Annotated in this window: 17 protein-coding genes and 2 pseudogenes; 11 read left to right on the top strand and 8 right to left on the bottom strand. The window is 58.6% G+C overall.

Features of this window, described 5'->3' with window-relative positions; genetic code table 11:
- Positions 1–162 precede the first annotated feature (162 nt).
- Together F6X39_RS29735 and F6X39_RS29740 are read left to right on the top strand one after the other, a co-directional pair.
- Entirely contained in the window at positions 163–744 is a 582-nt protein-coding gene (locus F6X39_RS29735; RefSeq protein WP_187619199.1) for an acyloxyacyl hydrolase, read from the top strand.
- 41 nt (positions 745–785) lie between these two features.
- Entirely contained in the window at positions 786–1,169 is a 384-nt protein-coding gene (locus tag F6X39_RS29740) for a nuclear transport factor 2 family protein (protein WP_008921685.1), read from the top strand.
- A 176-nt stretch (positions 1,170–1,345) separates the two neighbouring features.
- Here the strand turns inward: F6X39_RS29740 and F6X39_RS29745 are convergent.
- Both F6X39_RS29745 and ybiB read right to left on the bottom strand, forming a co-directional pair.
- A pseudogene (locus tag F6X39_RS29745) lies at positions 1,346–2,353 on the bottom strand (2-isopropylmalate synthase); the annotation flags it as partial.
- Positions 2,354–2,734: 381 nt separating this feature from the next.
- Complete coding sequence (ybiB, locus tag F6X39_RS29750; protein WP_184026863.1) at positions 2,735–3,706, bottom strand: DNA-binding protein YbiB; 972 nt, start codon at positions 3,704–3,706, stop codon at positions 2,735–2,737.
- A 222-nt stretch (positions 3,707–3,928) separates the two neighbouring features.
- Between ybiB and F6X39_RS29755 the strand changes: the two genes are divergently transcribed.
- Both F6X39_RS29755 and maiA read left to right on the top strand, forming a co-directional pair.
- Positions 3,929–4,627, top strand: a complete 699-nt coding sequence (locus F6X39_RS29755; protein ID WP_187619201.1) for a fumarylacetoacetate hydrolase family protein — start codon at positions 3,929–3,931, stop codon at positions 4,625–4,627.
- A gap of 34 nt (positions 4,628–4,661) precedes the next feature.
- A complete protein-coding gene (gene maiA, locus F6X39_RS29760) occupies positions 4,662–5,306 on the top strand; it encodes a maleylacetoacetate isomerase (RefSeq protein WP_184062501.1) in 645 nt (214 codons plus the stop codon).
- A gap of 112 nt (positions 5,307–5,418) precedes the next feature.
- On the opposite strand, the gene ftsY is transcribed toward maiA, so the two are convergent.
- Entirely contained in the window at positions 5,419–6,633 is a 1,215-nt protein-coding gene (gene ftsY / locus F6X39_RS29765) for a signal recognition particle-docking protein FtsY (protein WP_187619202.1), read from the bottom strand.
- 250 nt (positions 6,634–6,883) lie between these two features.
- On the opposite strand from ftsY, the gene rsmD reads away from it, so the two are divergent.
- The gene (rsmD, locus tag F6X39_RS29770; protein WP_187619203.1) at positions 6,884–7,498 is read left to right on the top strand and encodes a 16S rRNA (guanine(966)-N(2))-methyltransferase RsmD; all 615 of its coding nucleotides are present in this window, start codon (positions 6,884–6,886) and stop codon (positions 7,496–7,498) included.
- A 100-nt stretch (positions 7,499–7,598) separates the two neighbouring features.
- The gene (gene coaD / locus F6X39_RS29775) at positions 7,599–8,108 is read left to right on the top strand and encodes a pantetheine-phosphate adenylyltransferase (protein WP_187619204.1); all 510 of its coding nucleotides are present in this window, start codon (positions 7,599–7,601) and stop codon (positions 8,106–8,108) included.
- Positions 8,109–8,601: 493 nt separating this feature from the next.
- Here coaD and F6X39_RS29780 read toward each other — a convergent pair whose 3' ends face one another.
- Complete coding sequence (locus F6X39_RS29780; protein WP_187619205.1) at positions 8,602–8,949, bottom strand: winged helix-turn-helix domain-containing protein; 348 nt, start codon at positions 8,947–8,949, stop codon at positions 8,602–8,604.
- A 1,248-nt stretch (positions 8,950–10,197) separates the two neighbouring features.
- On the opposite strand from F6X39_RS29780, the gene F6X39_RS29790 reads away from it, so the two are divergent.
- Positions 10,198–10,968, top strand: coding sequence for a hypothetical protein (locus tag F6X39_RS29790; RefSeq protein ID WP_262414855.1), 771 nt, complete (start codon positions 10,198–10,200; stop codon positions 10,966–10,968).
- Between the two features lie 171 nt (positions 10,969–11,139).
- Positions 11,140–12,126 (top strand): site-specific integrase, encoded by a 987-nt coding sequence (locus F6X39_RS29795; RefSeq protein WP_187619206.1) that lies wholly within the window; start codon positions 11,140–11,142, stop codon positions 12,124–12,126.
- A gap of 146 nt (positions 12,127–12,272) precedes the next feature.
- On the opposite strand, the gene F6X39_RS29800 is transcribed toward F6X39_RS29795, so the two are convergent.
- Together F6X39_RS29800 and F6X39_RS29805 are read right to left on the bottom strand one after the other, a co-directional pair.
- Positions 12,273–12,458: a hypothetical protein gene (locus F6X39_RS29800; RefSeq protein ID WP_187619207.1), complete on the bottom strand. Its 186-nt coding sequence runs from the start codon at positions 12,456–12,458 to the stop codon at positions 12,273–12,275.
- Positions 12,459–12,570: 112 nt separating this feature from the next.
- Positions 12,571–13,809, bottom strand: coding sequence for a hypothetical protein (locus tag F6X39_RS29805; RefSeq protein ID WP_187619208.1), 1,239 nt, complete (start codon positions 13,807–13,809; stop codon positions 12,571–12,573).
- Positions 13,810–14,060: 251 nt separating this feature from the next.
- On the opposite strand from F6X39_RS29805, the pseudogene F6X39_RS37095 reads away from it, so the two are divergent.
- Positions 14,061–14,264: pseudogene (locus tag F6X39_RS37095) on the top strand (IS30 family transposase); the annotation flags it as partial.
- Positions 14,265–14,280: 16 nt separating this feature from the next.
- Here F6X39_RS37095 and F6X39_RS29810 read toward each other — a convergent pair.
- Together F6X39_RS29810 and F6X39_RS29815 are read right to left on the bottom strand one after the other, a co-directional pair.
- Positions 14,281–14,724 (bottom strand): DUF6641 family protein, encoded by a 444-nt coding sequence (locus tag F6X39_RS29810; protein WP_187619214.1) that lies wholly within the window; start codon positions 14,722–14,724, stop codon positions 14,281–14,283.
- A 152-nt stretch (positions 14,725–14,876) separates the two neighbouring features.
- Positions 14,877–17,315 carry a DEAD/DEAH box helicase family protein gene (locus F6X39_RS29815; protein WP_187619209.1) on the bottom strand — a complete coding sequence of 813 codons (2,439 nt, stop codon included), beginning with the start codon at positions 17,313–17,315 and terminating at the stop codon, positions 14,877–14,879.
- Positions 17,316–17,797: 482 nt separating this feature from the next.
- Between F6X39_RS29815 and F6X39_RS29820 the strand changes: the two genes are divergently transcribed.
- Positions 17,798–18,364: a tyrosine-type recombinase/integrase gene (locus tag F6X39_RS29820; RefSeq protein WP_187619210.1), complete on the top strand. Its 567-nt coding sequence runs from the start codon at positions 17,798–17,800 to the stop codon at positions 18,362–18,364.
- Positions 18,365–18,690: 326 nt separating this feature from the next.
- Positions 18,691–19,491, top strand: coding sequence for a hypothetical protein (locus F6X39_RS29825; RefSeq protein WP_187619211.1), 801 nt, complete (start codon positions 18,691–18,693; stop codon positions 19,489–19,491).
- Positions 19,492–20,538 lie beyond the last annotated feature (1,047 nt).

Consider the following 20,538-nt stretch of genomic DNA (forward strand, 5'->3'; position numbering starts at 1 on the left):
AGTACCGCCGGGAGCGGTTGCAGGCTCATGTTTGACTGACATCGTCCCGTTTTTAAAGAGAATAATTGCTGGTCATGGGCATTATCTGGGAAATACTTGCTCCTGAATTCGTGCTTGGAATAAAGGGGGCGCTCGCTTAATACGCGGCAGTATGGGGGACGGATGAACAGGCAGAATCTTGTGGTGCGTGGACTTACTCTACTTACTCTAAAAAGCACGTTTGCCGTTCTGCTCGTTCTGCTGTTGGGTGCGGCGGGCGCGTCCCAAGCTGAGCAGTTCGGCGTGCAGGTGGCCGCCGGCGTCGGCGACCATCACGTCAGGACGCTCGATCTCGGCATGGTCTGGGATCCAAACCTCACCTGGTGGCAGATCGGCGACTGGCATTTCGCGCTGCTCGGCGAGGCGCATGTCGCGTGGTGGCACACCAATGAAGGAAACGTTCACGACAACATCGGCGAGATCGGCGTGACGCCGGTGATCCGCTTCATCAGGTCGTCGGGTTCGGTGCGGCCATTCATCGAGGTGGGTGCCGGCGTCCGGCTGCTGACCAGCCCGCGCATTTCTTCCGACTTCACGTTGGGCACCGCGTTCCAGTTCGCCGAGATGGCGGGCGTCGGGCTGCAGTTCGGCGCTCGTGAGCAGTATGTCGCCGGCTACCGCTTCCAGCATGTCTCCAATGGCGGTATCAAAGAGCCGAATCCTGGTATAAATTTCAGCCAGCTATATTTGCAATATCACTTCTGACCGTGGCCGCCTGCGGCTCGCGGTGTTCGAGGGGCTCTGCAATGGCGGCAAAGATGATCGAAGCGATTCGCGGGCTCGAGCGAGAGCGTTTTCGCGCGATGGTCGATGGCGATGGGCAGTCGCTCGACACGCTGCTCGCGGACAACGTGAGCTACGTCCATACGAATGGCAAGCGCGAGACGAAGCGGCAGTTCATCGACGGGATCACCGCGGGGCGCCGTCGTTATCGGCAAATCGAGGTGCAGTCGCAGGATGTCTTGCCGGCCGGGCGCGAGACCTACGTCGTCACGGGCCGCGCGCTGATCGAGATGGAGGCGAACAACGGCGCGCTCCTGTTTCCGATTGCCTATACCGCGATTCACACGCACGAAGACGGGCAGTGGCGACTGATCGCGTGGCAGGCGACCCGTTGCGCGCTCGAGTGAGATTCTCATCGGGCGGGCGCGTCTCGTGAGCGCGTCTCCAGCGGCAGCGGAATGCCGGTGTGCACTCCGCTGCAGCAGGCTCGAGGCCCAACGCGAATTCACGCGGTCGCGCATTCGCCAGCTTTGTCGCGGCTGTTTGCGCCGTGCTCGTCTACATCGGCATCCGCGTCGCGCGCCTCGCGCGAGCCGCGCATCGCTAGCTCTCCCGCATACGGATGCCGCGCCGCCACCGGAAGCCGCGTGCAGCGTTCCGCCACGCGCCTGATCGTCGCGAGATCCGAGAAATCCAGACCGCTGTCGATACCCATCGCGTCGAGATTCATCGCGACTGTGACGAGATCGACGTTGCCGGTGCGCTCGCCATTGCCGAACAGACAGCCTTCGATGCGATCCGCGCCCGCCAGCAGCGCGAGCTGCGCCGCGGCCACGGCGGTGCCGCGATCGTTGTGCGGATGCACCGACAGCACGATGCTGTCGCGGTAACCGAGGTTGCGATGCATCCATTCGATCTGGTCGGCGAACACGTTCGGCGTGGCCGCTTCGACGCTTGCCGGCAGGTTGACGATCATCTTGTGATCGCGCGTGGGCCGCCACGTTTGCGCGACCGCGTCGCACACCTCGCGCGCGAACGGCAGCTCGGTCGTGTTGAAGGTCTCGGGCGAGTACTGGAAGGTCCAGCGCGTGGCCGGCCGCGCCTGCGCGTGTTCCTTGATGAGGCCCGTGCCTTCGACGGCAAGCGCCTTGATCTCATCCTTCGACTGCTGGAACACGATGCGCCGGAACGACGGGCAGATCGCGTTGTACAGATGCACGATCGCGCGCGGCGCGCCTTCGAGCGAGTCGAACGTGCGTGCGATCAGCTCCGCGCGCGACGGCACGAAGACTTCGATCGTGACGTCGTCGGGAATGCGCCGCTCGTCGATCAGCTTGCGCACGAAGTCGAAATCGGTCTGCGACGCCGCCGGAAAGCCCACTTCGATTTCCTTGAAACCGATCGCGACCAGCATCTCGAAGTACTCGAGCTTCTGCGCGGCGTTCATCGGTTCGATCAGCGCCTGATTGCCGTCGCGCAGGTCCGTGCTCATCCAGACGGGTGCGGCGTCGACCGTGCGACTCGGCCATTTGCGGCCGGTCAGCCGGACGGCGGGAAAGGGGCGGTACTTTTCAGCGGGATTGCGCAACATGGTGAGGTGCCTCATTCGTGGTGTCGTCGGCGGAGGGACGCGACGTCGAGCGGTTGGCCGACTGTTCACGCATGCACGCTGCGGATGCTGCCCATGCAACGTACATGTGATCCTCTCGCATCGTCCGCGCGGTAAACGGACGAATGCAAACGACGACAGGTTGTGGAGAACTACGACGGGGGTGAAGCGAAACTGCGGGAACTACGGGGAGGACCGCCGCCGACAACCGGAGCTGCCAGCGCGCGGCGCTACGCGAGACTTACGCCAGGCGTAGCGATAGGGGCCGCGCCAGGCGGCCGGAGATAATTCGGAGGGTGTTCGGAAGGGAACGCATGAGGCCAAATGTATGACGGCGTGCGTTGGCCTGTCAACCCGCGGCCGTCAGGCCGCCGTCTTCGCGATATCGACGATCAGCTCGACCTGCCGCTCGAGCGCGCCAGGCACCGGCGCTTCGCCGCGCAGCACGGCGTCGATCCAGGCGGCCGTGGTCGCCGCGTCGCGCGCTTCGGGCAGCTCGACTTCGGGCGCATCGGGCGACGAGCGCTCGTGCGGCAGCCGCGTCTCGCAGATGCCGTCATGCAGCCAGTCGACCTGCACCTGGCGGCGCGTATCGGCGACCGCCTCGCCTTCGGTGCCGCGCGCGAGCAGCGCACCGCCGACGGCCGCATCGGGATGCGTGACGAACAGCTGAGTGAGACTGTCGCGATACGGCGGATGCGTGTAGTTCACGAGCCGCAATCCCGCGGGCGCGAACGGCTGCAGCAGCTTGACGAGCGTATGCGTCGAATTGCGCACGCCCATGCGCCGGCGCAGCGCGAGCAGGCGCGCGAGCTTGGGAGCCAGTACGTCGATCGAGGCGAACGCGACGCGGCGCTCCGCAAGTCCAGCTTCGATCTGCGTGTGCGACTGCGCATGGGCGATGCGCAGATGTGTGAAGATTTCCGCGCTCGTCACCCGACCCGGATCCTCGGTGACGCCGTGTACCAGTACCGGCACGCCTTCGCGGGCGAGCAGCAGCGCGAGCAGCGGCACGAGGTTCGGCTGCTTGCGCGCGCCGTTGTACGACGGAATCGACACCGGCCGAAACGCGCCGTGCGGCAGCCGCACCGGCTCGAACGACGTATGCGCGGCGGCCAGCATCGCGGCGAGTTCGTCGGCGGTTTCGCCTTTCACGCGATACGCGAGCAGCACCGCGCCGAGTTCGAGATCGTCGACGCGGCCGTCGAGCATCGCGGTGTAGAGCGAGCGCGTGTCGTCGGCGGTCAGCGCGCGGGCGCCATTCGGGCCGCGGCCGATTTCCTTGATGAATCGGGCCCAGGGGAAGGGAGAAGTGGTATCGGTGGAGTCGGTCATCGTGCGCAAGAGGCGGGTGGCGTGCCGCGCCTGGCGGTTCGCTACGCCATTCGGGGAACAGTTCGGTGTGAGTATCGCATCTATGGCGAGCGGGCGAACAGCAACGAAGCGGGCACGCAGTGGCGCGCGACGTGCCGCCTGACACGCCCCCGCGCCGTGCCGCGGGTTACACTCGATGTCTCTCGCCGCCTCGGCGGCGCACATCGGAAAACGGAGAACGGGATGAGTTACGTATTTGCACCCGCACCGCAAGTCGCGGTGCCGGTCGTGGGGTCGGGCGAGCAGTTCGCGGTGCGCCGCATCTACTGCGTGGGGCGCAACTACGAGGCGCACGCGCGTGAAATGGGCCACGACCCGGACCGCGAGCCGCCGTTCTTCTTCACGAAGCCGGCCGATGCGATCGTGTACGTCGCGCCGGGCGCGACCGGCGAATTCCCGTATCCGTCGCAGACCAGGAACGTCCATTTCGAAATGGAAATGGTCGCGGCGATCGGCGAGGGCGGCAAAGACATCCCCGTCGACCGCGCGCTCGACCATGTTTACGGCTACGCGCTCGGTCTCGACATGACGCGCCGCGACCTGCAAGGCGAAGCGAAGAAAATGGGTCGTCCGTGGGATACCGCCAAGGGCTTCGATCACTCGGCGCCGCTCGGCCCGATCCATCCGGCTTCGACGGTTGGTCACATCGGCAAAGGCGAGATCTGGCTGTCGGTGAATGGCGAGGACAAGCAGCGCGCGGATGTGTCGCAGCTGATCTGGTCGGTGGCCGAGACGATCGCGTCTCTGTCGACGCTGTTCGAGCTGCGGCCTGGCGACCTGATTTTCACCGGCACGCCGGAAGGCGTCGGCGCGGTCGTGAAGGGTGACCTGATGAAGGGCGGCGTGGACGGGCTCGGCGAGTTCAGCGTGCGCGTCGTCTGAGAAGGCTTGCGTGCAGGTGGAGGAGGCAGACAACATGAAGCTCTACAGCTATTTCCGTAGCTCGGCGTCGTATCGCGTGCGCATCGCGCTGAACGTGAAGAACCTGTCGTACGACTACGTACCCGTGCACCTCGTGCGCGAAGGCGGCGAGCAGCTGAAGCCCGCGTATCGCAAGATCAACCCCGACTGCATCGTGCCGACGCTCGCCGACGGCAGTCATTTGCTGCCGCAGTCGCTCGCGATCATCGAGTATCTCGAGGAGACGCATCCCGAGCCGCCGCTGCTACCGAAGGCACCGCTCGATCGCGCGTATGTGCGCTCGGTGGCGCTGCAGGTCGCGTGCGAGATTCATCCCCTGAACAATCTGCGCGTGCTGCGCTATCTGAAGCACACGCTGCGAGTCGACGACGACGCGAAGGACGCGTGGTACCGGCACTGGATCGACGCGGGCTTCGCGACGCTGGAGACGCATCTTGCCGGCGACGCGCGCACCGGCAAACTGTGTTTCGGCGACGCACCGACACTCGCCGACGCGTGCCTGATTCCGCAGGTATTCAACGCGCAGCGCTTCAAGGTCGACACCGCAAAGTTTCCGACGATCCAGCGCATCTACGATCATGCGATGCAACTCGACGCGTTCGCGCGCGCGGCGCCGGGCGTGCAGCCGGACGCGGAGTGAGCCCGGGATCGCTGACACGTCGACGGTAGCTTGAAACGAAAAAAGGGCGCTCCGCTGAGTGCCCTTTTCCTTTGGTTCGCCGCGAGCGCCGAGCGCCGCAACGATCACGCGATCAGCCGCCCAGTAGCGCGTCCGAGAACTCCTCCGCGCTGAACGGCTGCAGATCCTCGACCTTTTCGCCGACGCCGATGAAATACACCGGAATCGGCCGCTGCCGCGCGATCGCCGCGAGGATGCCGCCCTTCGCGGTGCCGTCGAGCTTGGTGACGATCAGGCCGGTGAGCCCGAGCGCGTCGTCGAACGCCTTGACCTGTGTGAGCGCGTTCTGGCCGGTGTTCGCGTCGATCACGAGCAGCACTTCGTGCGGCGCGCCGTCCTGCGCCTTGCCAATCACGCGCTTCACCTTGCGCAGTTCTTCCATCAGATGCAGTTGCGTGGGCAGGCGGCCGGCCGTGTCGGCCATCATCACGTCGATCTTGCGCGCGCGCGCGGCGCCGACCGCGTCGAAGATCACCGCGGCCGGGTCGCCGCTTTCCTGCGCGACCACGGTCACGTTGTTGCGCTGGCCCCACACGGCGAGTTGCTCGCGCGCGGCGGCGCGGAACGTGTCGCCGGCGGCGAGCAGCACCGATTGGTCAAAGCTCTGCAGATGCTTCGCGAGCTTGCCGATGCTCGTGGTTTTGCCCGCGCCGTTGACGCCGGCGATCATCATCACGAGCGGCTGCGCGCGGCCGAGCATCAGCGATTTTTCGAGCGGCTTGAGCAACTCGACGAGCAGTGTGCGCAAGGCGGTTTTGACCTGCAGGGGGGCCGTCAGGCGTTCGCCGCGCACTTTTTCGCGCAGCGCTTCGAGCAGGAATTCGGTCGCCTCGACGCCGGCATCAGACATCAGCAGCGCGGTTTCGAGTTCCTCGTACAGGTCCTCGTCGATCTTCGTGCCGACGAAAATGCCGGTCAGGTTCGAACTGGTTTTCGCGAGGCCGCTCTTCAGACGCGTAAGCCACGAGCGCTTCGCGCCGGCATCCTGCACGGGCGGCGGGACGATTTCGACGGTGTCGAGCATGGCGTCTGGCGGCTCGGGCTGCGGCTCGATGATCGTCGTGGCCACAGGAGGAACGGGGGGCGCGGTGGGCTCGATGGGCTCGATGGGCTCGATGGGCTCGATGGGCTCGATGGGCTCGATGGGCTCGATGGGCTCGATGGGTTCGGCGGGAGCAACGGGCGCGGCCTCGGCCTCGGGTGCCGCGCCGTCTTGCGCCGCCAGCGATTCGTCTGCGGCGGTATCGGACTCTTTCGAGCCCTTGAATCGTTTGAAAAAGCTGAACATGATCTGACGTATGGGAGAGCGCGCCGATGCGCGCAGCCGGCACGGGACCGGCGAAGCGGTGGGCAGCGCCGGGATGCGAAAAGGCGGGGCGCTGGCAGCCGCACATTTTATCAGGCGTGCCGCGGCGCGTCGTATCGGCCGCTCGGCCAGGCTGGACGGGCGCCAACCCTGTGGTAACGTGAGCGCTCCGGCCCGCGCGCATCGACGCCGCGGGCGTGTTCATCACCTAGCTGAAACTGCACGATACTGGATGCCTCGTTTAGCACCTTCACGCGCCGCTGGCGCTTCGTCCAAAAGTGGCAAACCGCATGCCATTCGCATCATCGGCGGCGACTGGAAACGCACACCGCTGCCCGTGCTCGATCTGGACGGCTTGCGCCCGACGCCCGACCGCGTCCGCGAAACGCTGTTCAACTGGCTCGGCCAGCGTCTGGACGGCCAGCACTGCCTCGATCTGTTCGCTGGTAGTGGGGCGCTCGGCTTCGAGGCCGCGTCGCGCGGCGCCGCTCGCGTGCTGATGGTGGAGCGCCATGCGCGCGCTGCCGGCCAGTTGCGCGCAAACCAGCAGCGGCTCGATGCACGCATGATCGAAATCGCCGAGGCGGACGGCCTGCGTCTTGCGGCGAGTCTCGCGCCAGGCTCGTTCGACGTCGTGTTCCTCGATCCGCCGTTCGATGCCGACCTGCTCGGCAAGGCGCTCGCGGTGGCCGTGCCGCTCGTGCGCGCCGACGGCTATCTATATGTCGAGGCAGGCGAGGCGCTCGAACCGGCCGCTCACGAGCCGCTGTCAGGCTGGGAACTCGTGCGGCAGGGCAAAGCGGGCGCTGTGCACTTTCATTTGCTGCAGCGCGAAAATAAGGAATAATGCGCGTTCCAAAAAAGGGCCGGGCGGTTTATCGTCATCCGCGCCGGTGCGAAATGCGTCGCCCGGACGTGCCCTTTTGTCTGAAGAGAGGAGAAGTCTCATGGTAGTCGCCGTGTACCCGGGCACGTTCGACCCGCTGACGCGCGGTCACGAAGACCTCGTTCGGCGCGCGTCGAGCATTTTCGACACGCTGGTGGTGGGTGTGGCCGACAGCCGTGCCAAGAAGCCGTTTTTCACTCTCCAGGAGCGCCTCGCGATTGCGCATGAGGTGCTCGGCCACTATCCGAACGTCCAGGTGATGAGCTTCAAGGGACTGCTGAAGGACTTCGTGCGGAGCAACAACGCGCGGGTGATCGTCAGGGGGCTGCGCGCGGTGTCGGACTTCGAGTACGAGTTCCAGATGGCGGGCATGAACCGTTATCTGCTGCCCGACGTCGAGACGATGTTCATGACGCCGTCCGATCAGTATCAGTTCATCTCGGGCACGATCGTGCGCGAGATCGCGCAATTGGGCGGCGACGTCAGCAAGTTCGTGTTCCCGTCCGTCGAAAAATGGCTGAAGGAGAAGGTCGCTTCGCTGGATCCGCAGGACGGCGCTCAGGGGACCTGAGCCTGAGTCGCGCGAATGCCGGTTTTGACGGATCAAGACCGGCCAGGCCTCGGTGATCGGCGCCAGGTGCATCGGTCGGCTGTTCTAAGTAATGTTGGCGAGCCGTATTGGCGGCGAACGTCGATCCTGTCGTTATGCACGGGCATCGGTGTATTCGATGGTTCGCGCAAGCTGCGATGTCAATGATGATGCGAAGAACAAAGAATTGTCTCTTCATCGCAAACGGGGCGATCATCAATAGTCACGCCGGCTTGTCAGGTTCCTACGGGACCCTATCCGGAAAACGTCACGGGCGTGGGCAATCGATATACCTTTGTCCAATTCGCCGAGTATGAACTGACGAAGCGCACCAGTACGGTACGATGGATTTCAACAGGGTGACAGGTGCCGCATACGTGGAATTGCCGGAGCGGTGCAACTAGACGGGCATTGCAAGAGGAATGAGGCGTTTTTCCTAACCGGATAGTGGCGGCTTAACCGAAGCAGAAGAATGTCAGCTTCCCTTCGCGGCTTTCGTGAACGCCTCGGCAAGTTTGTCGAAGTGCCGGAGGGCCGCGGGCGTCAGCTCGACCTGTTTGCGGCGAGCGTCTTCGGTGTCGTTGAGCAGGAGCCAGCCCTTTTCGCGCATTGACGTGATACGGGCATGCAAGGTAGCCGGCGACCCCAGCGCACTTTGGGCCATCATGTCTCGAACCGACAGGCGTTCGTTTTTTTGCCTCATGCGAGCAACGAACTCCAGGATCTTTTCTTCGAGCGGATCGAGCGCGGGAAGTGAGGGAAGACCTCGCAGTGCTTCGGTCAATTGAAGAAATCGAAGATAGATATCAGCAGGGCGGCCCATGACCATCGCTCCAACGAAAACGCCGCTCACCCGAGCGCGGAAAGCGAACCTTAATGCCCTGCGACAACCGGGCTTCCCTATTTTATCTCCATGTCCAGCTTACGTTTGGGTTTGCTCCCGGTCGCGGGCACGGCCATCGCGTTCGCGCTGTCGCTCTGGATCAACCAGGAAGTCTTCACGCACATCGAGTTCGTCCGGGGCGAGAACTGAATCTACCTGCCGTCAGGAGTCAGACTATTGAGCACCTTGCTTCTGGGGGCGATGGCGCAATCGGCTTGCTATTAGCGAGCTGGCTCGTCGACCTCTTCTATTTCTTCCCTCAAGACCCTGTGCGGTCAATCGCCGGCGGAATCGTCGCTACGGTGGCGCCGTATGCGGTGTATCGCCAAAGCTTCTTCTTGATGTGTGGCAGCGATTCGTCCGGCGCGCTCAGCGTACGGCCTCGTACTCTTTTGCACGGGTATAAAAGGAAAAAGCAGGTTGAGCATGGGCTTTTGCCGTTATGCAACCGATCAAACGTAACCGACCGGTCGGCGCGAGCCAGAAAACCGGTCGGTCCGGACAGCGCGTTCCACGCGAACCATTTCTCTCAGGTTTGGCCGTTACAAAAACTATAACGATAAAGTCGCGCGTTGGCAAGGTTCGTGGGGGTGATCAACTCGAGCCGTCGGTGGAGGACGATTGGCTGCTTTCCGAAGGCGGATTCAACCGGTCGATGCAAAACCAGGATCGTCGATCAAGTGGCGAAGGCTGTAGGGCGCTACGTGCTCGTAGAGGATCGGCCAATCTACCGCGAGTAGCGGAATCGTTGGGTCTTTCCGACACCAGTACGCAACAAACCGCGCCCAGCCCCCGAGAAACATTCCGTTGCCAGAACTCAGCAGACACGGAGGGCGAGCGACAGGCGGAACCAGCATCCGCGGCGTTCCCGCCGCCAGCGTTTCAAGGGCGTCCGACGATTCGTGTGACGCCAGCAGACTGTCCTCGGTATCAGACAGGTATCGACGTACTTCTTCTGCGACGCATGTGCTGCGAAGTTCCAGGTAAGAGGCGCGGACTTCATCAAGTACTGAAGTGGGCACACACGAATAATTGGAGCCACCCAGCCTTTCCAAAGCAGCGCGCCTGACGAAGTCAGGAAGCGCCCCCAACCTTGTTTCGCAGCCGAGCAACGCACGCGCAGAACTTGAGGGCCTCGCGAAATTTTTTCCGTGAGCGTCACGATATCTGTGACCGAAAGCCTGCTGCTTGTGCTCGCGGAACGCCATACGGGCACGCTATGATGCATTCGGCAAAAGCAACCGAGGATGGCTCACCGCAATGTCTAGCTTACGTTTGCATTTTTGGTCGATCGCTGGGACGCTGATCGCGTTCCTGGCGTCGCTGTGGATCAATCAGGAGGTGTTTACGCACACGTCTTTCGTGCGAGGCGTCAACTGGATTTTCCTGCCGTCTGGTGTTCGGCTTCTCAGCACGTTGCTGGTTGGGTTCGATGGTGCACTCGGCCTGCTGCTTGCCGGACTGATTACAGACTTTCTGTACTGGTTTCCGCATGACCCGGTGCGTGCAATAGCAGGCGCTTTGCTCGGGTCACTGGCACCGTATCTGGTCTACAGGTTTGCGCTCGAGTATTTCGATCTGCGCGCATCGCTGACGAACCTGACGCCGAAGCGGCTGCTTGTTCTGGCCGTCGCCTATTCGGGAGCAAACGCGCTGTTTCACCACCTGTGGTTCGCGCTGGCCGGTACGACGAAGAACTGGTTCGAAAGCTTCTTCACGATGTTTGTGGGTGATCTGGCCGGCGCGCTAATCATTCTGTATGTGATGAAGGCACTGCTGGCCTTGTTGCCGAAACAGCCCGGCAATTCCCGCGTGTCGAATGGCATGTTCAGCATCCAGTTGGCGTTGAACAGCGCATACGCCAACCAGTTTGCGACGAAGGCTACCTGGCCGAGAAGCGCAGCCGTCCATGATCCTGGCGTGGGATTGCACGGCCGTGCGGGGGCGAAAAAGCTATAATGTATTGTTTTCTCTAGCAAAGTTGGTGGCGGCATGGCCCTGATGATTACCGACGAGTGCATCAATTGGCTGTGCTAAACAATTTTTGTGCCAACCGTCCATAAAGGCTTCTAGCTTTGCCAATTGCCAGAAATTACCCTCTTGCAACTCAATTGCAACTCAGAGGGAAAAATGGCAACTTTCAGCCAACGGAATGGCCGTTGGCAAGTAAAAATTAGCCGAAAAGGATTTCCTGCGCAATATAAGTCGTTTTCGACAAAAGCCGAAGGGCAGGTTTGGGCTCGCTCAGTTGAAGCGGCAATGGACGATGGAACGTGGGTCGATCCTGCTGGCACAACCGACATTACATTCAGTAAGCTGTTGGGGCGCTACAAAGAGTCGGTTACACAGACAAAGCGCAGCAGACGCAGTGAGGAATACCGCATCGGCAAAATTATGCGTCACAAGATTGCCGAGTACAGCATGCGCAATCTCACGACCAGCATACTTGCCGAGTATCGCGATCAACGGCTCAAAGAGGCTTCAAACTCATGCGTCTGTCGCGAGCTCGCGACAATCAGTGCCGTGATCACGCATGCGCAGCGCGAGTGGGGGCTTAGCATCAACAATCCGGCAAAGCTTGTGAAGAAGCCGCGATTGCCGCCTGGTCGAAACCGCTTGTTGAAACCTGCGGAGCTTGAACGACTATTGCATGAACTCAACGCAGAGCGTCACGAGTTGCGGAGCAAATGGCTTGTGCCGCTGGTTAAGCTCGCGCTTGAAACAGCAATGCGACAAGGCGAGTTGCTGTCACTGCATTGGAAGCACGTCGATTTCGAAGAGCGGACTGCCTATCTGCCGATAACGAAAAACGGTAAGGATCGCTATGTTCCGTTGAGCAGCGCAGCGATTGCGATTCTGGAAAGTCTGGATCGTGTTGACGAGCGTGTCATCCCGACAAGTCAGAACGTGGTTTTGTGTGCATGGCCGCGAGCATGTAGACGTGCCGGAATCGAAGACTTTCACTTTCACGATCTGCGGCACATGGCAACGAGCAACCTTGCAAAGAAACTGCCGAACGTGATCGAACTCGCGTCGGTGACGGGACATTCCAATGTGCAGATGCTGAAGCGCTACTATCACGTATCAGCAAGGGAGCTTGCTCAAAAGCTCGGCTGAGAATGAAACCGGACCTGCTTGTTGTTCGCGGTATGAGTTCGTGTACAGCGTAAACAACGGAAATGAAGCGAGAAGTTGTTGTCTGTGTAAGCCTCGCTCCCCGACCTTGCATTAAAAAACAAAGGGCGACAGCGAAACCATCGGATTTAAATTGGCTTAGCGTTGAGCTTTGCCAGTTGCTGTTGCAGCTTCTGCATCTTATGTTGGATGTCGGCGCGCTTGGCAGCGACCGTCTGGCGCTTGGCCGCTTTCTTTTGCGCGTCGATTCGCTGCTTCTCAAGGTCTGCGATCTCGGACAGGTTAGGCTGGGCCAGAATTTCTTGGTATCTCATGAGTATCGTCTCCATCGTTGTATGCCGGTATTTATGCGGCCGGAGACCGTGATCGACACATAAGGGACGTTCGCGTTTTGCGTAAGCGGCCATTCAACATCGAGCAGAAGTGTTACTTTTTACTATTCGCGCGGACCATTTTCATCGCAGCGATTACTGGTTCGATGAAGAACATGCGACCGGGCTTGCCATGCATATCCGTTGGCATTAATGGGGTAAGCACTGGGGCGCCTTCTCCATTCGGCCTGGAGATGTTCCACATTACGACCTCGGTTGCACCGGAAGCATCCGCCCCGACTACATGCAGTTGTTCCCCAATAATGGGCAGGGCGCGAATCGGGCGGTCGTTATGTTCTCTGAGATCACGTATCCAAGTTTCGCTTGTCCAGATCATTGCATAAGCCTTGAGATAGAACGCGCGGTCGGCGACATTTCGCCAAAAGAGAAACTTGTCAGCTTGATCGGCAAAGGCGGTCGACATGAAGTCAATTTGCTTCCAATCCTTGTCATAAAGAACAAGCATTGCCATGTGATTTCCATGATGCTCGAATGTGCACTGAGCCATCTTGGCTTGCACCGCCACAACCCCGGGAAGCGATGTGGGCTTCGGAGCCGCCGCCAATTCTTCCTTTAGCCGTAGCAATGCCGGCGGTGGCTTGTAATCCGGGTCTGCGTCCATTCGCACAATGGAATGCTTTCCGATGCCAGGCTTGCCGAATTTCATGCAGCGGACCCTTGCAACATCGGTCGACGAAGGATCGACCTCGGTCGGATGTGGAATGGAAGCGTCTAGCGCGGAATTCAGGTGTGCAGCAAGATCGCTACAGACCCGATGGAGTTGAGAGTATGCGTACGTGAGTGCGTAGATGAGCTCGCAATCAGGCAGTGAGTTCGCTACCCACAAACGTTGAATCTTGAGTACAGCGGCATCGGCAATTCCGGGCGGCAGCTTGCGGAGCGCCGCCTGAAGCAGCTGCTCGATGTCCGCCTTCAGCAAATCTTTTCGACCAGTCTCAAGAACCATGTCCTCGTCGGAAACATAGGAGAAGAGCACAGTTGCTCGCAGTGTGCTCTGCATTTCTAAGTCGCCTTCCTTCTCGATAACGTTTCTTGCGTCCTTGGCCCAACACATCACACGATCGTCTGCCCAAGACTGAAGTACATTTGCCTTGTACCACGTATCGAAGTCTGGAATCGTCGCTTTGTTTTTCTGGATGATAAAGGTAACTGTGCGGGATGTTTGGAGAAACTGATTGGTATTCAGTCGAAAGAGATCTGGTGAAAAATAAGCTTCACCGCAGTTGCGCAACAACTGGGCGAGATCACGGAGGCGGCGTTCCCATGGGCGCATGATGCTTTAATGTGGTGCGCTTTTCGGCGCTTGTAGGTGGGCGATTTTCAGCGGCATCCTGTGATGCTCCGCAGCCACATTGTCAACGATCTGGCGGCAGACGTCGAGCGACCGAAACTGGCCGGGTGCCGACTTTGCATTTTGCATGCGCAGCTTCAACCTTCGGGGGCTGCGATCGGCAGCACGCGACGGAGGATTCAAGCGGTCGATGCAACACAATGAGCGCTGCATAAGCAGCGGGAGTGTTGCAAATGAAGCAGAGGCGCCGGATCTATTACAGCGAGAGCCAGAAAGCGTTGATGTGGGAGCAATGGCGTGCAGAAGAGTCGCTGCAGCATACTGCCGGGCTTTTTAATCGAAATCATTCGTCGGTACAGGGAATTCTGGCGCAAACTGGAGGACTCCAGCCCGCGCCACGGCGACGATCAAGGCTGGCGCTAACGCTTGCTGAGCGCGCAAGCCCACCACCAGTTACTTCGCGGCGAATCCACTGCGCATAGTCTCGCTTACGGCTTCGATTTGTGCGTCCAATTCGCCCGCCGCGACAGCGGCCTTCAGTGCTTCGAGCGTAGGGATCAGATTGTCGGTTGAGCCAACTTCGATTGCCGTTTTTCCCTTCGCAAGTTCCAGCGTTTTCGCGCCGTAGCGGACCTGGATGCAGAGCTTGCCGTTTTCGGCGGTGAACCACCATGCGCGAACGCGCTTCTGCACTTCCACGTTACTGCGTTCGCCGGTTTCCGCATCCTTCACGGAACGGTACTTCGTGGGCGAGAACGACTTTCCTTCCTGCTGCGCTCTCGCCAGTTCCGTCTGTTCCCAGATCTTCGCGACCAGTCGGTTACGGCGTTGCACGATTTGCGGCAAAGCACCGGGCCGTTTCGTTGCGACAAGCTTCAGGGTGTTCAGCGTGCTCATGTAATCCTCTCCTGTGATGTGTATGCAGGAGAGGATGCGTTCCACCAACCAAGATATCAAGAAAAGAATGATACCTCCTTCGTATATCTAATCGAATTTCTGAGGGAGGGCATTGGTTGGCTGAATCTAACAATAGCAGCTGGCCTGTTCGGCTAGCTCGCACATCGGCTTGTCTTCGCCTGGGCCGACTTCACGACTCCCTTCAACTCGTTGCGACGTTCCGCTGGGCTATGTGCATACTGCAACTGGTTGCGCATCCGTGTCTCGACCTCGATAAAGTCGAGCCCCACTCGGAAATAGGAGTATGCAAGTACGAACCATTCGTGATGGCCTTCACCAGCAGTGCATTGTTGCCAGCGAGCTTCCGCACGTTCGATAATGCGTTTCCTTCTGTTGTTCTCGGTATCGGCTTCGTCGCACGCAGGGTTGTCGCGGCTCTTTATTGCATCGATCAGAGCCTTCAACTCTTCACCCCTGTTGGTCGTCGTTTCTACTTCGACATATTCCGGAAAATCGATGGTCATGTTTCCGATTGCGTGAAGTACGTTCCATACGGGCTGATGCCAGTACTTGGTATCGAAGAACGACCACTTTTTGCCGGATACGGACTGGCAAGGGGCATAGTAAAAGCTGTTGGCAGGGCGCTTGCTGACGTCAAGGCCAGAATTTCTAGCTTGCTCTGCTTTATTGGGAGAGCGACCGACGAACCAGCCATCGGAACGTACGCGGTCTGCGAGGACGTCCCAAAGCGCTTCGGCAATCTCAACCGTTACAGGTCTGTCGAATGGGATCACGATACGGAAACGCAGAGTGTTTTCCTTGCCGTTGTTGAAGCTGTTATAGGTAAAGTGCTTGATGTCGCTGAAGATCGCGCTTGCCTGTTGCCACGACAGCATGCCGCTATCAAAATCAAGCTGGATTCCCGTGACGTATTCAATGTCTGTCTTGGTCTTGGTCCGACTGTCGGACTTGAAGGACACGAAATTCAGCAGCGAGTTGTCCTTCTTGCCTCCGTACTTAACGTCAAAAGCCTCTGTGAAAAGTGCAAGCACTTCGTCCCAACGAGCGGCTGTAGCACTGGTGAGTTCGTTGTTACGCGAATAGATCGACGACTCGTGAGTAACGATAATGCCTTCGTCTATGGTATTTTTTGTTACTCGCTCCAGCGCCAGCAGGTATGCATTCTCTCGCTGCTTGGATTCCTTCTTGCGCTCATCCTGGCTTTTCTTGATTTGTTGCTTGGGGCGACCTCGTGTCTTCTGGGCTTCGCCCCATGCGCTTTCGACGTTATTGAGGGTGAACACCTTTGCGTTGGGGAACAGGTCGCTGAGAAAATCGGCCTGATCTTTGTCGCCGACTACGATACGGACCGTTTCCGTTGAGTGTGGCACGCGTAGCGATGTTCGCATCACAGCCTGATACATTGTCTCAAGTGCTTTTGCACGCTTTAGACTGCGGTCATCGACGCCGAATCTCCGCGCAACAAATTCGAAGTGTGCAGGGGCGTCGTTAAGTGCACTGAGAAAGGCAATGTTATTGATTTCGCGGTATTCGTTGATGCCGTGGCTGATGTTGCTGATACGCGTGCTGTTCTTAACCTTCCATTCGGAATCTTCCACATCGTTGTTTGCGACCCATAGAGACCGCTCGCCTTGGAACAGTTCGTCTACAGAAACGCTAAGGTTGTCAAATCGATTCGATGCCTTATCGCGTCGACTCTTCGACCATGTGCAGCCAGAAAAATAGTGGATTTCGATGCGACGATTGGCAAGCTCCGGGTGGGCCTTCTTCAGTACGAATTTTTTGTCATCCTCGAATTCGACGCCGTAGTGTTGCCACAGGAAGTACATCATGGACGACTTCGCATTCGCACCCATGATGCGGCATGTATTCCAGCCATGAAATGCGTCGGGCATCAAAAGCGAATGCATATGCAACTGGTACTCATTGAAATTACGCGTGTTCCAGCGGGCTTTGTTCAGGTACTTTTTGCGGCCGACATCAAGTGCGACAGCGAGAAAATCGCGCACCTCCTTGCCCTTCAGAAAGATGTCTGTTCCGACCAAACCCGCTTCGAGCATTGATTCAATTTCCACATTGCTGCCGGGTCTAATACTGAACTCAAGAAGGTGGTTGTCATCGAATTCGATGACGTCGAAATGCTGCTCAATGAAATCGTGATGCTTTTTCACGTTGAGATGCAGCGTACTGTCTACCTGTGGAATCTCGTCAAAGAACAGGTGAAGTTTGCTGCGCGTGGTCTCGGTCACGTGGTGCTGATTCGCGAAGAACGTATGATGGGTCGTGATCACCACGCCGCCTGAAGGTCGGCTCGCAAGCTTGCGAACTTCCTGCTGGTAGACAGCATATGTCTTGCCAGCCATTTTCGGATCGTCATTTGAGACATAGGTGACGGGAACCCCCAGCGACCTAAGTTGTGTGGCTGTCTCCTCGCAGAGCCGTTTTGTCGGTTGTGCGATTACGAACTTGAGGTTGGCGGTATGTGATTCGCTGATGTGTCGGATCATCGCTTGGGTCTTGCCTGAGCCGCAGACTCCATCGACGAGATAGATTTTGGTTGTGCTGTCCATATTTTTATTGTTGTAAGACTGTTAGATGACGGGAGCGCTCCCGGCCTACCTATTTAGCAAGACCGTAGCCAACCAAATCGAATGCGGGGCTGTACCCCCCCGCTTCCGACGCGCTCTAACAGTGTTCAACAATAAGACTGGATTGACCCGAAGCGGGTCTTCAGATTGCTGCAACAGGAATTGCTCCTGCCACGTCTATTTATGAAGCCGCAGCGCTACCGATACTACGTACATATCTGTACGTGTACGTCGACCGGCATCAGCGTTCGCGCTAACTTGCCCGCTGATATTTCATTTGCCTGTTCAACGAACGTCACGGGTCGCCGACAGTGCGAAACCAAAGCAAATAGCAAAAAGCTTTGCTTCTCGCGTAAGTGCTTGTTTCTTCTGACTGCGCAGGCAAGTCACAAAGTTGTTGATTTCTATAACCAAAGAACACATCCTCCGGTGCAGGAAATTCATTGGTTAGGGGAGTTCGGCACATGGCACAGGCAAAAACGTTCACCGAAAAAGAACTCAGGCGGGTACTCACATATATCTCGCTGCACCAGCACGCGGCACGCAATAGGACCATGCTGCTGATGACACATTGGGCTGGTATGCGTGTGGGCGAGGTAGCGGCCTTGCTTATCGGCGACGTGGTGAATGCCGACGGCTCGATTAAATCGGAGATCCGTCTCCTTGCCGAACAGACGAAAGGACGCCATGCGCGCACTGTGTTTATCGGACAGCGGCTTCGCAAGGAATTGACGGCGTACGTCGCGACGATCAAGTGTCGGTTGCCCGACAAGCCACTGTTCTATACGCAGAAGCGCGACGGCTTTTCAGCTAATACCTTGTGTCAGTACTTCCACTGGCTGTACAAGCAGGTCGGCATTGACGGAGCGAGCAGCCATTCCGGTCGGCGCACATTCATCACGAATTTGGCGAACAAGGGCGTCGGCGTTCGCGTGCTGATGTCGCTTGCAGGGCATCACAACATCTCGACAACTCAGGCGTACATTGACGTTAACGACGAGATGCAACGTGCTGCGGTCGATCTCGTGTGACCGCCACGGGAATGTTGACGCCCGGTAGAGCACAAGTCCGATGGGCGGATTGCCGCTGTCCTTACGCAGGCTCCTGCTTGGCCCCACGAGGCTCGAGAGCACGATGTTTGAAGTTCACGACTCACTCGAAATGCTCTTCTAATTAGTTGATTAGCGAACATCCTTACGTCAAGAATAATCGCTAGAGATTTCTAGTCTGGCTAGAGATTTCTAGTCTGCGCTAGCGGCATCTGAACTTGGAAATGTACCGAGCTAAGTGCTGCTGCGCCAATTTCTGCGCAGGGTGTCTATGGTGGCCGTGGAGCGAAGCACGGCAAGGGAACGTTATGAGCGCCCTCCGCATTTTTCTGCTATGCCTCATTCTCTCGCTGACCGGTGCTGCGAGTTTCGCCGAGTTTATTGACTCTAAGGCCCACGACATTCCTTTGCTCAAGACGCTGGCTCCGGCACTGGACAAGCATGGAATTGACGTCCGTGGCGGAGCGCTGTCGTCTGATGCCTTTAGCGGAAATCGCCCGCAATTGGCACCTCTGGACACTTTGCCAGCCGGAGATCTCGCCATTGCGGCGGCACCGAATCGATTCGGACAGTTGTTTGAGGTGGGTGTTTTCACCGACGCATATCTCGTTGCCACAAGGACGAGGAAGCATCGAAAGAATGTATCGGAAATTGAATTTCGACGGAAATGGGAAGCCGCTAACAAAGCAAATCGTGTATTTATTTCGTTCAACGGAAGCGATCTAGGATACGCGGAAATTGTCCGCTCAGCACTCGAGGCGAACGGATATCTCGCCTTTCTTTACAAAGATAGCGCTTCAAAGTATCCGAAGACCAATTCAGTACAAGTGGGGAAGTACTTCAAAGAAGCGGGCAATTACTTCGTTGTCGATTCATCCAACGCGCGAATAAGTCTTGGCGTGATTACTGAAGCTCTGGCGTTGGACGCAATGAAGCGCGGAAGCCACGCCACTTTCCCGTTCGATCCGGCGAAGAAATCCGAGTCTGACCAGAATGACAACCAAGATCGTGAGGGAAAACCGTGTTGCGAGCTCTGCACATATCAAGGTTCGGTTCTATTATCTTGTCGTCCGCTTGGATGCGGTTCGCAATGCTACGGTGCGCACTAGCGCATATCGCGAGGTAACTAAAAATCATAGAATGGAAGCGGCAACATCAAGGGCGTGCAGCTGACGTGTTCGGTGCAACGGGTTAACCTGCAAGCAATACACTCGTCGATTTGAAGGCGCTACACGGGAAGATCGAACGGTTGGCACTGGCGAATGAATTTTATGCGGTTCGTAGGGCAAAGCGGGTTGGCTGAGGGGAAAGAAATAATTGACCCGCACCCAGGCGTTGCCGGTTTCACGGCAGGGGAGATTGGTCGAGATTTGCGGTTCAAGTACCTGCCACGTGCCACGTGCGGTCAGTGACGCAGACCTAGCGCTGATGCGCCGCATCGATGAACTTCATTTGGACCCATCCGTTTGCTGGCTCGCGCATGTAGGTTCGGATGCTGGCGCGCGGGTCTTGTCGTCGGCGGCAAGCACGTGAGCACGGAGATGAAACGCATGCGCGTCGAAGCCCTGTATCGCAAGTCGAACACGAGTCACGAGTGCTTCCCACAAGACTTGGCCGTACGTGCTGCGCAACCGGAAGATCCAGCGCCGGGACCCACGTCCGCGGGCTCGACACGACTACGTTCTGACGGCGCGCGGATTCGTGTAACTAGCGGTCGCGAAGGACTGGGCAAGCCACCGCATGCTTGCGCATCGAGTAGCGATAACCCTCAAAGCCGAACATGCGGTTCGCGAGCTAGAGGAAGTCTTTGCGAAGTATGGGCATCTTGAAATCGCCAAGAAGCCGATAGGGCAGTCAGTTCACCAGCGAGGCGTTCACCGAGGCCGTGCTGGGCAAAAGCATCCTGTTGTCGAAGGACGGCAAGGGAAGCTGGCGCGACTCGTGTTCGTCGAACGACTCTGGCGCAGCGTAAAATACGCGGTCGCATACCTGACTGCACGGGAATCGATTAGCCAAGCACGGTGGTCGAGAGCTAAGCTCGAATCTGGTGTATGGGGGATTTGAGGCGGGAGATTGAAGGCGGTGGAGGTTTCAGCTGAGAATCTGATTGTCGAAGTCGGAAACCAGCAAACAACAAACCATCCACCATGAGCAAG

It is taken from the genome of Paraburkholderia sp. UCT2 (assembly GCF_014397665.1).
GTDB lineage: Bacteria > Pseudomonadota > Gammaproteobacteria > Burkholderiales > Burkholderiaceae > Paraburkholderia > Paraburkholderia tuberum.

Excerpts from the sequence above, each read along its gene's own strand:
- F6X39_RS29735 (WP_187619199.1), top strand. The coding sequence starts at position 163 with ATGAACAGGCAGAATCTTGTGGTGCGTGGACTTACTCTACTTACTCTA.
- F6X39_RS29740 (WP_008921685.1), top strand. The coding sequence starts at position 786 with ATGGCGGCAAAGATGATCGAAGCGATTCGCGGGCTCGAGCGAGAGCGT.
- ybiB (WP_184026863.1), bottom strand. The coding sequence starts at position 3,706 with ATGACCGACTCCACCGATACCACTTCTCCCTTCCCCTGGGCCCGATTC.
- F6X39_RS29755 (WP_187619201.1), top strand. The coding sequence starts at position 3,929 with ATGAGTTACGTATTTGCACCCGCACCGCAAGTCGCGGTGCCGGTCGTG.
- maiA (WP_184062501.1), top strand. The coding sequence starts at position 4,662 with ATGAAGCTCTACAGCTATTTCCGTAGCTCGGCGTCGTATCGCGTGCGC.
- ftsY (WP_187619202.1), bottom strand. The coding sequence starts at position 6,633 with ATGTTCAGCTTTTTCAAACGATTCAAGGGCTCGAAAGAGTCCGATACC.
- rsmD (WP_187619203.1), top strand. The coding sequence starts at position 6,884 with ATGCCTCGTTTAGCACCTTCACGCGCCGCTGGCGCTTCGTCCAAAAGT.
- coaD (WP_187619204.1), top strand. The coding sequence starts at position 7,599 with ATGGTAGTCGCCGTGTACCCGGGCACGTTCGACCCGCTGACGCGCGGT.
- F6X39_RS29780 (WP_187619205.1), bottom strand. The coding sequence starts at position 8,949 with ATGGGCCGCCCTGCTGATATCTATCTTCGATTTCTTCAATTGACCGAA.
- F6X39_RS29795 (WP_187619206.1), top strand. The coding sequence starts at position 11,140 with ATGGCAACTTTCAGCCAACGGAATGGCCGTTGGCAAGTAAAAATTAGC.
- F6X39_RS29800 (WP_187619207.1), bottom strand. The coding sequence starts at position 12,458 with ATGAGATACCAAGAAATTCTGGCCCAGCCTAACCTGTCCGAGATCGCA.
- F6X39_RS29805 (WP_187619208.1), bottom strand. The coding sequence starts at position 13,809 with ATGCGCCCATGGGAACGCCGCCTCCGTGATCTCGCCCAGTTGTTGCGC.
- F6X39_RS29810 (WP_187619214.1), bottom strand. The coding sequence starts at position 14,724 with ATGAGCACGCTGAACACCCTGAAGCTTGTCGCAACGAAACGGCCCGGT.
- F6X39_RS29815 (WP_187619209.1), bottom strand. The coding sequence starts at position 17,315 with ATGGACAGCACAACCAAAATCTATCTCGTCGATGGAGTCTGCGGCTCA.
- F6X39_RS29820 (WP_187619210.1), top strand. The coding sequence starts at position 17,798 with ATGGCACAGGCAAAAACGTTCACCGAAAAAGAACTCAGGCGGGTACTC.
- F6X39_RS29825 (WP_187619211.1), top strand. The coding sequence starts at position 18,691 with ATGAGCGCCCTCCGCATTTTTCTGCTATGCCTCATTCTCTCGCTGACC.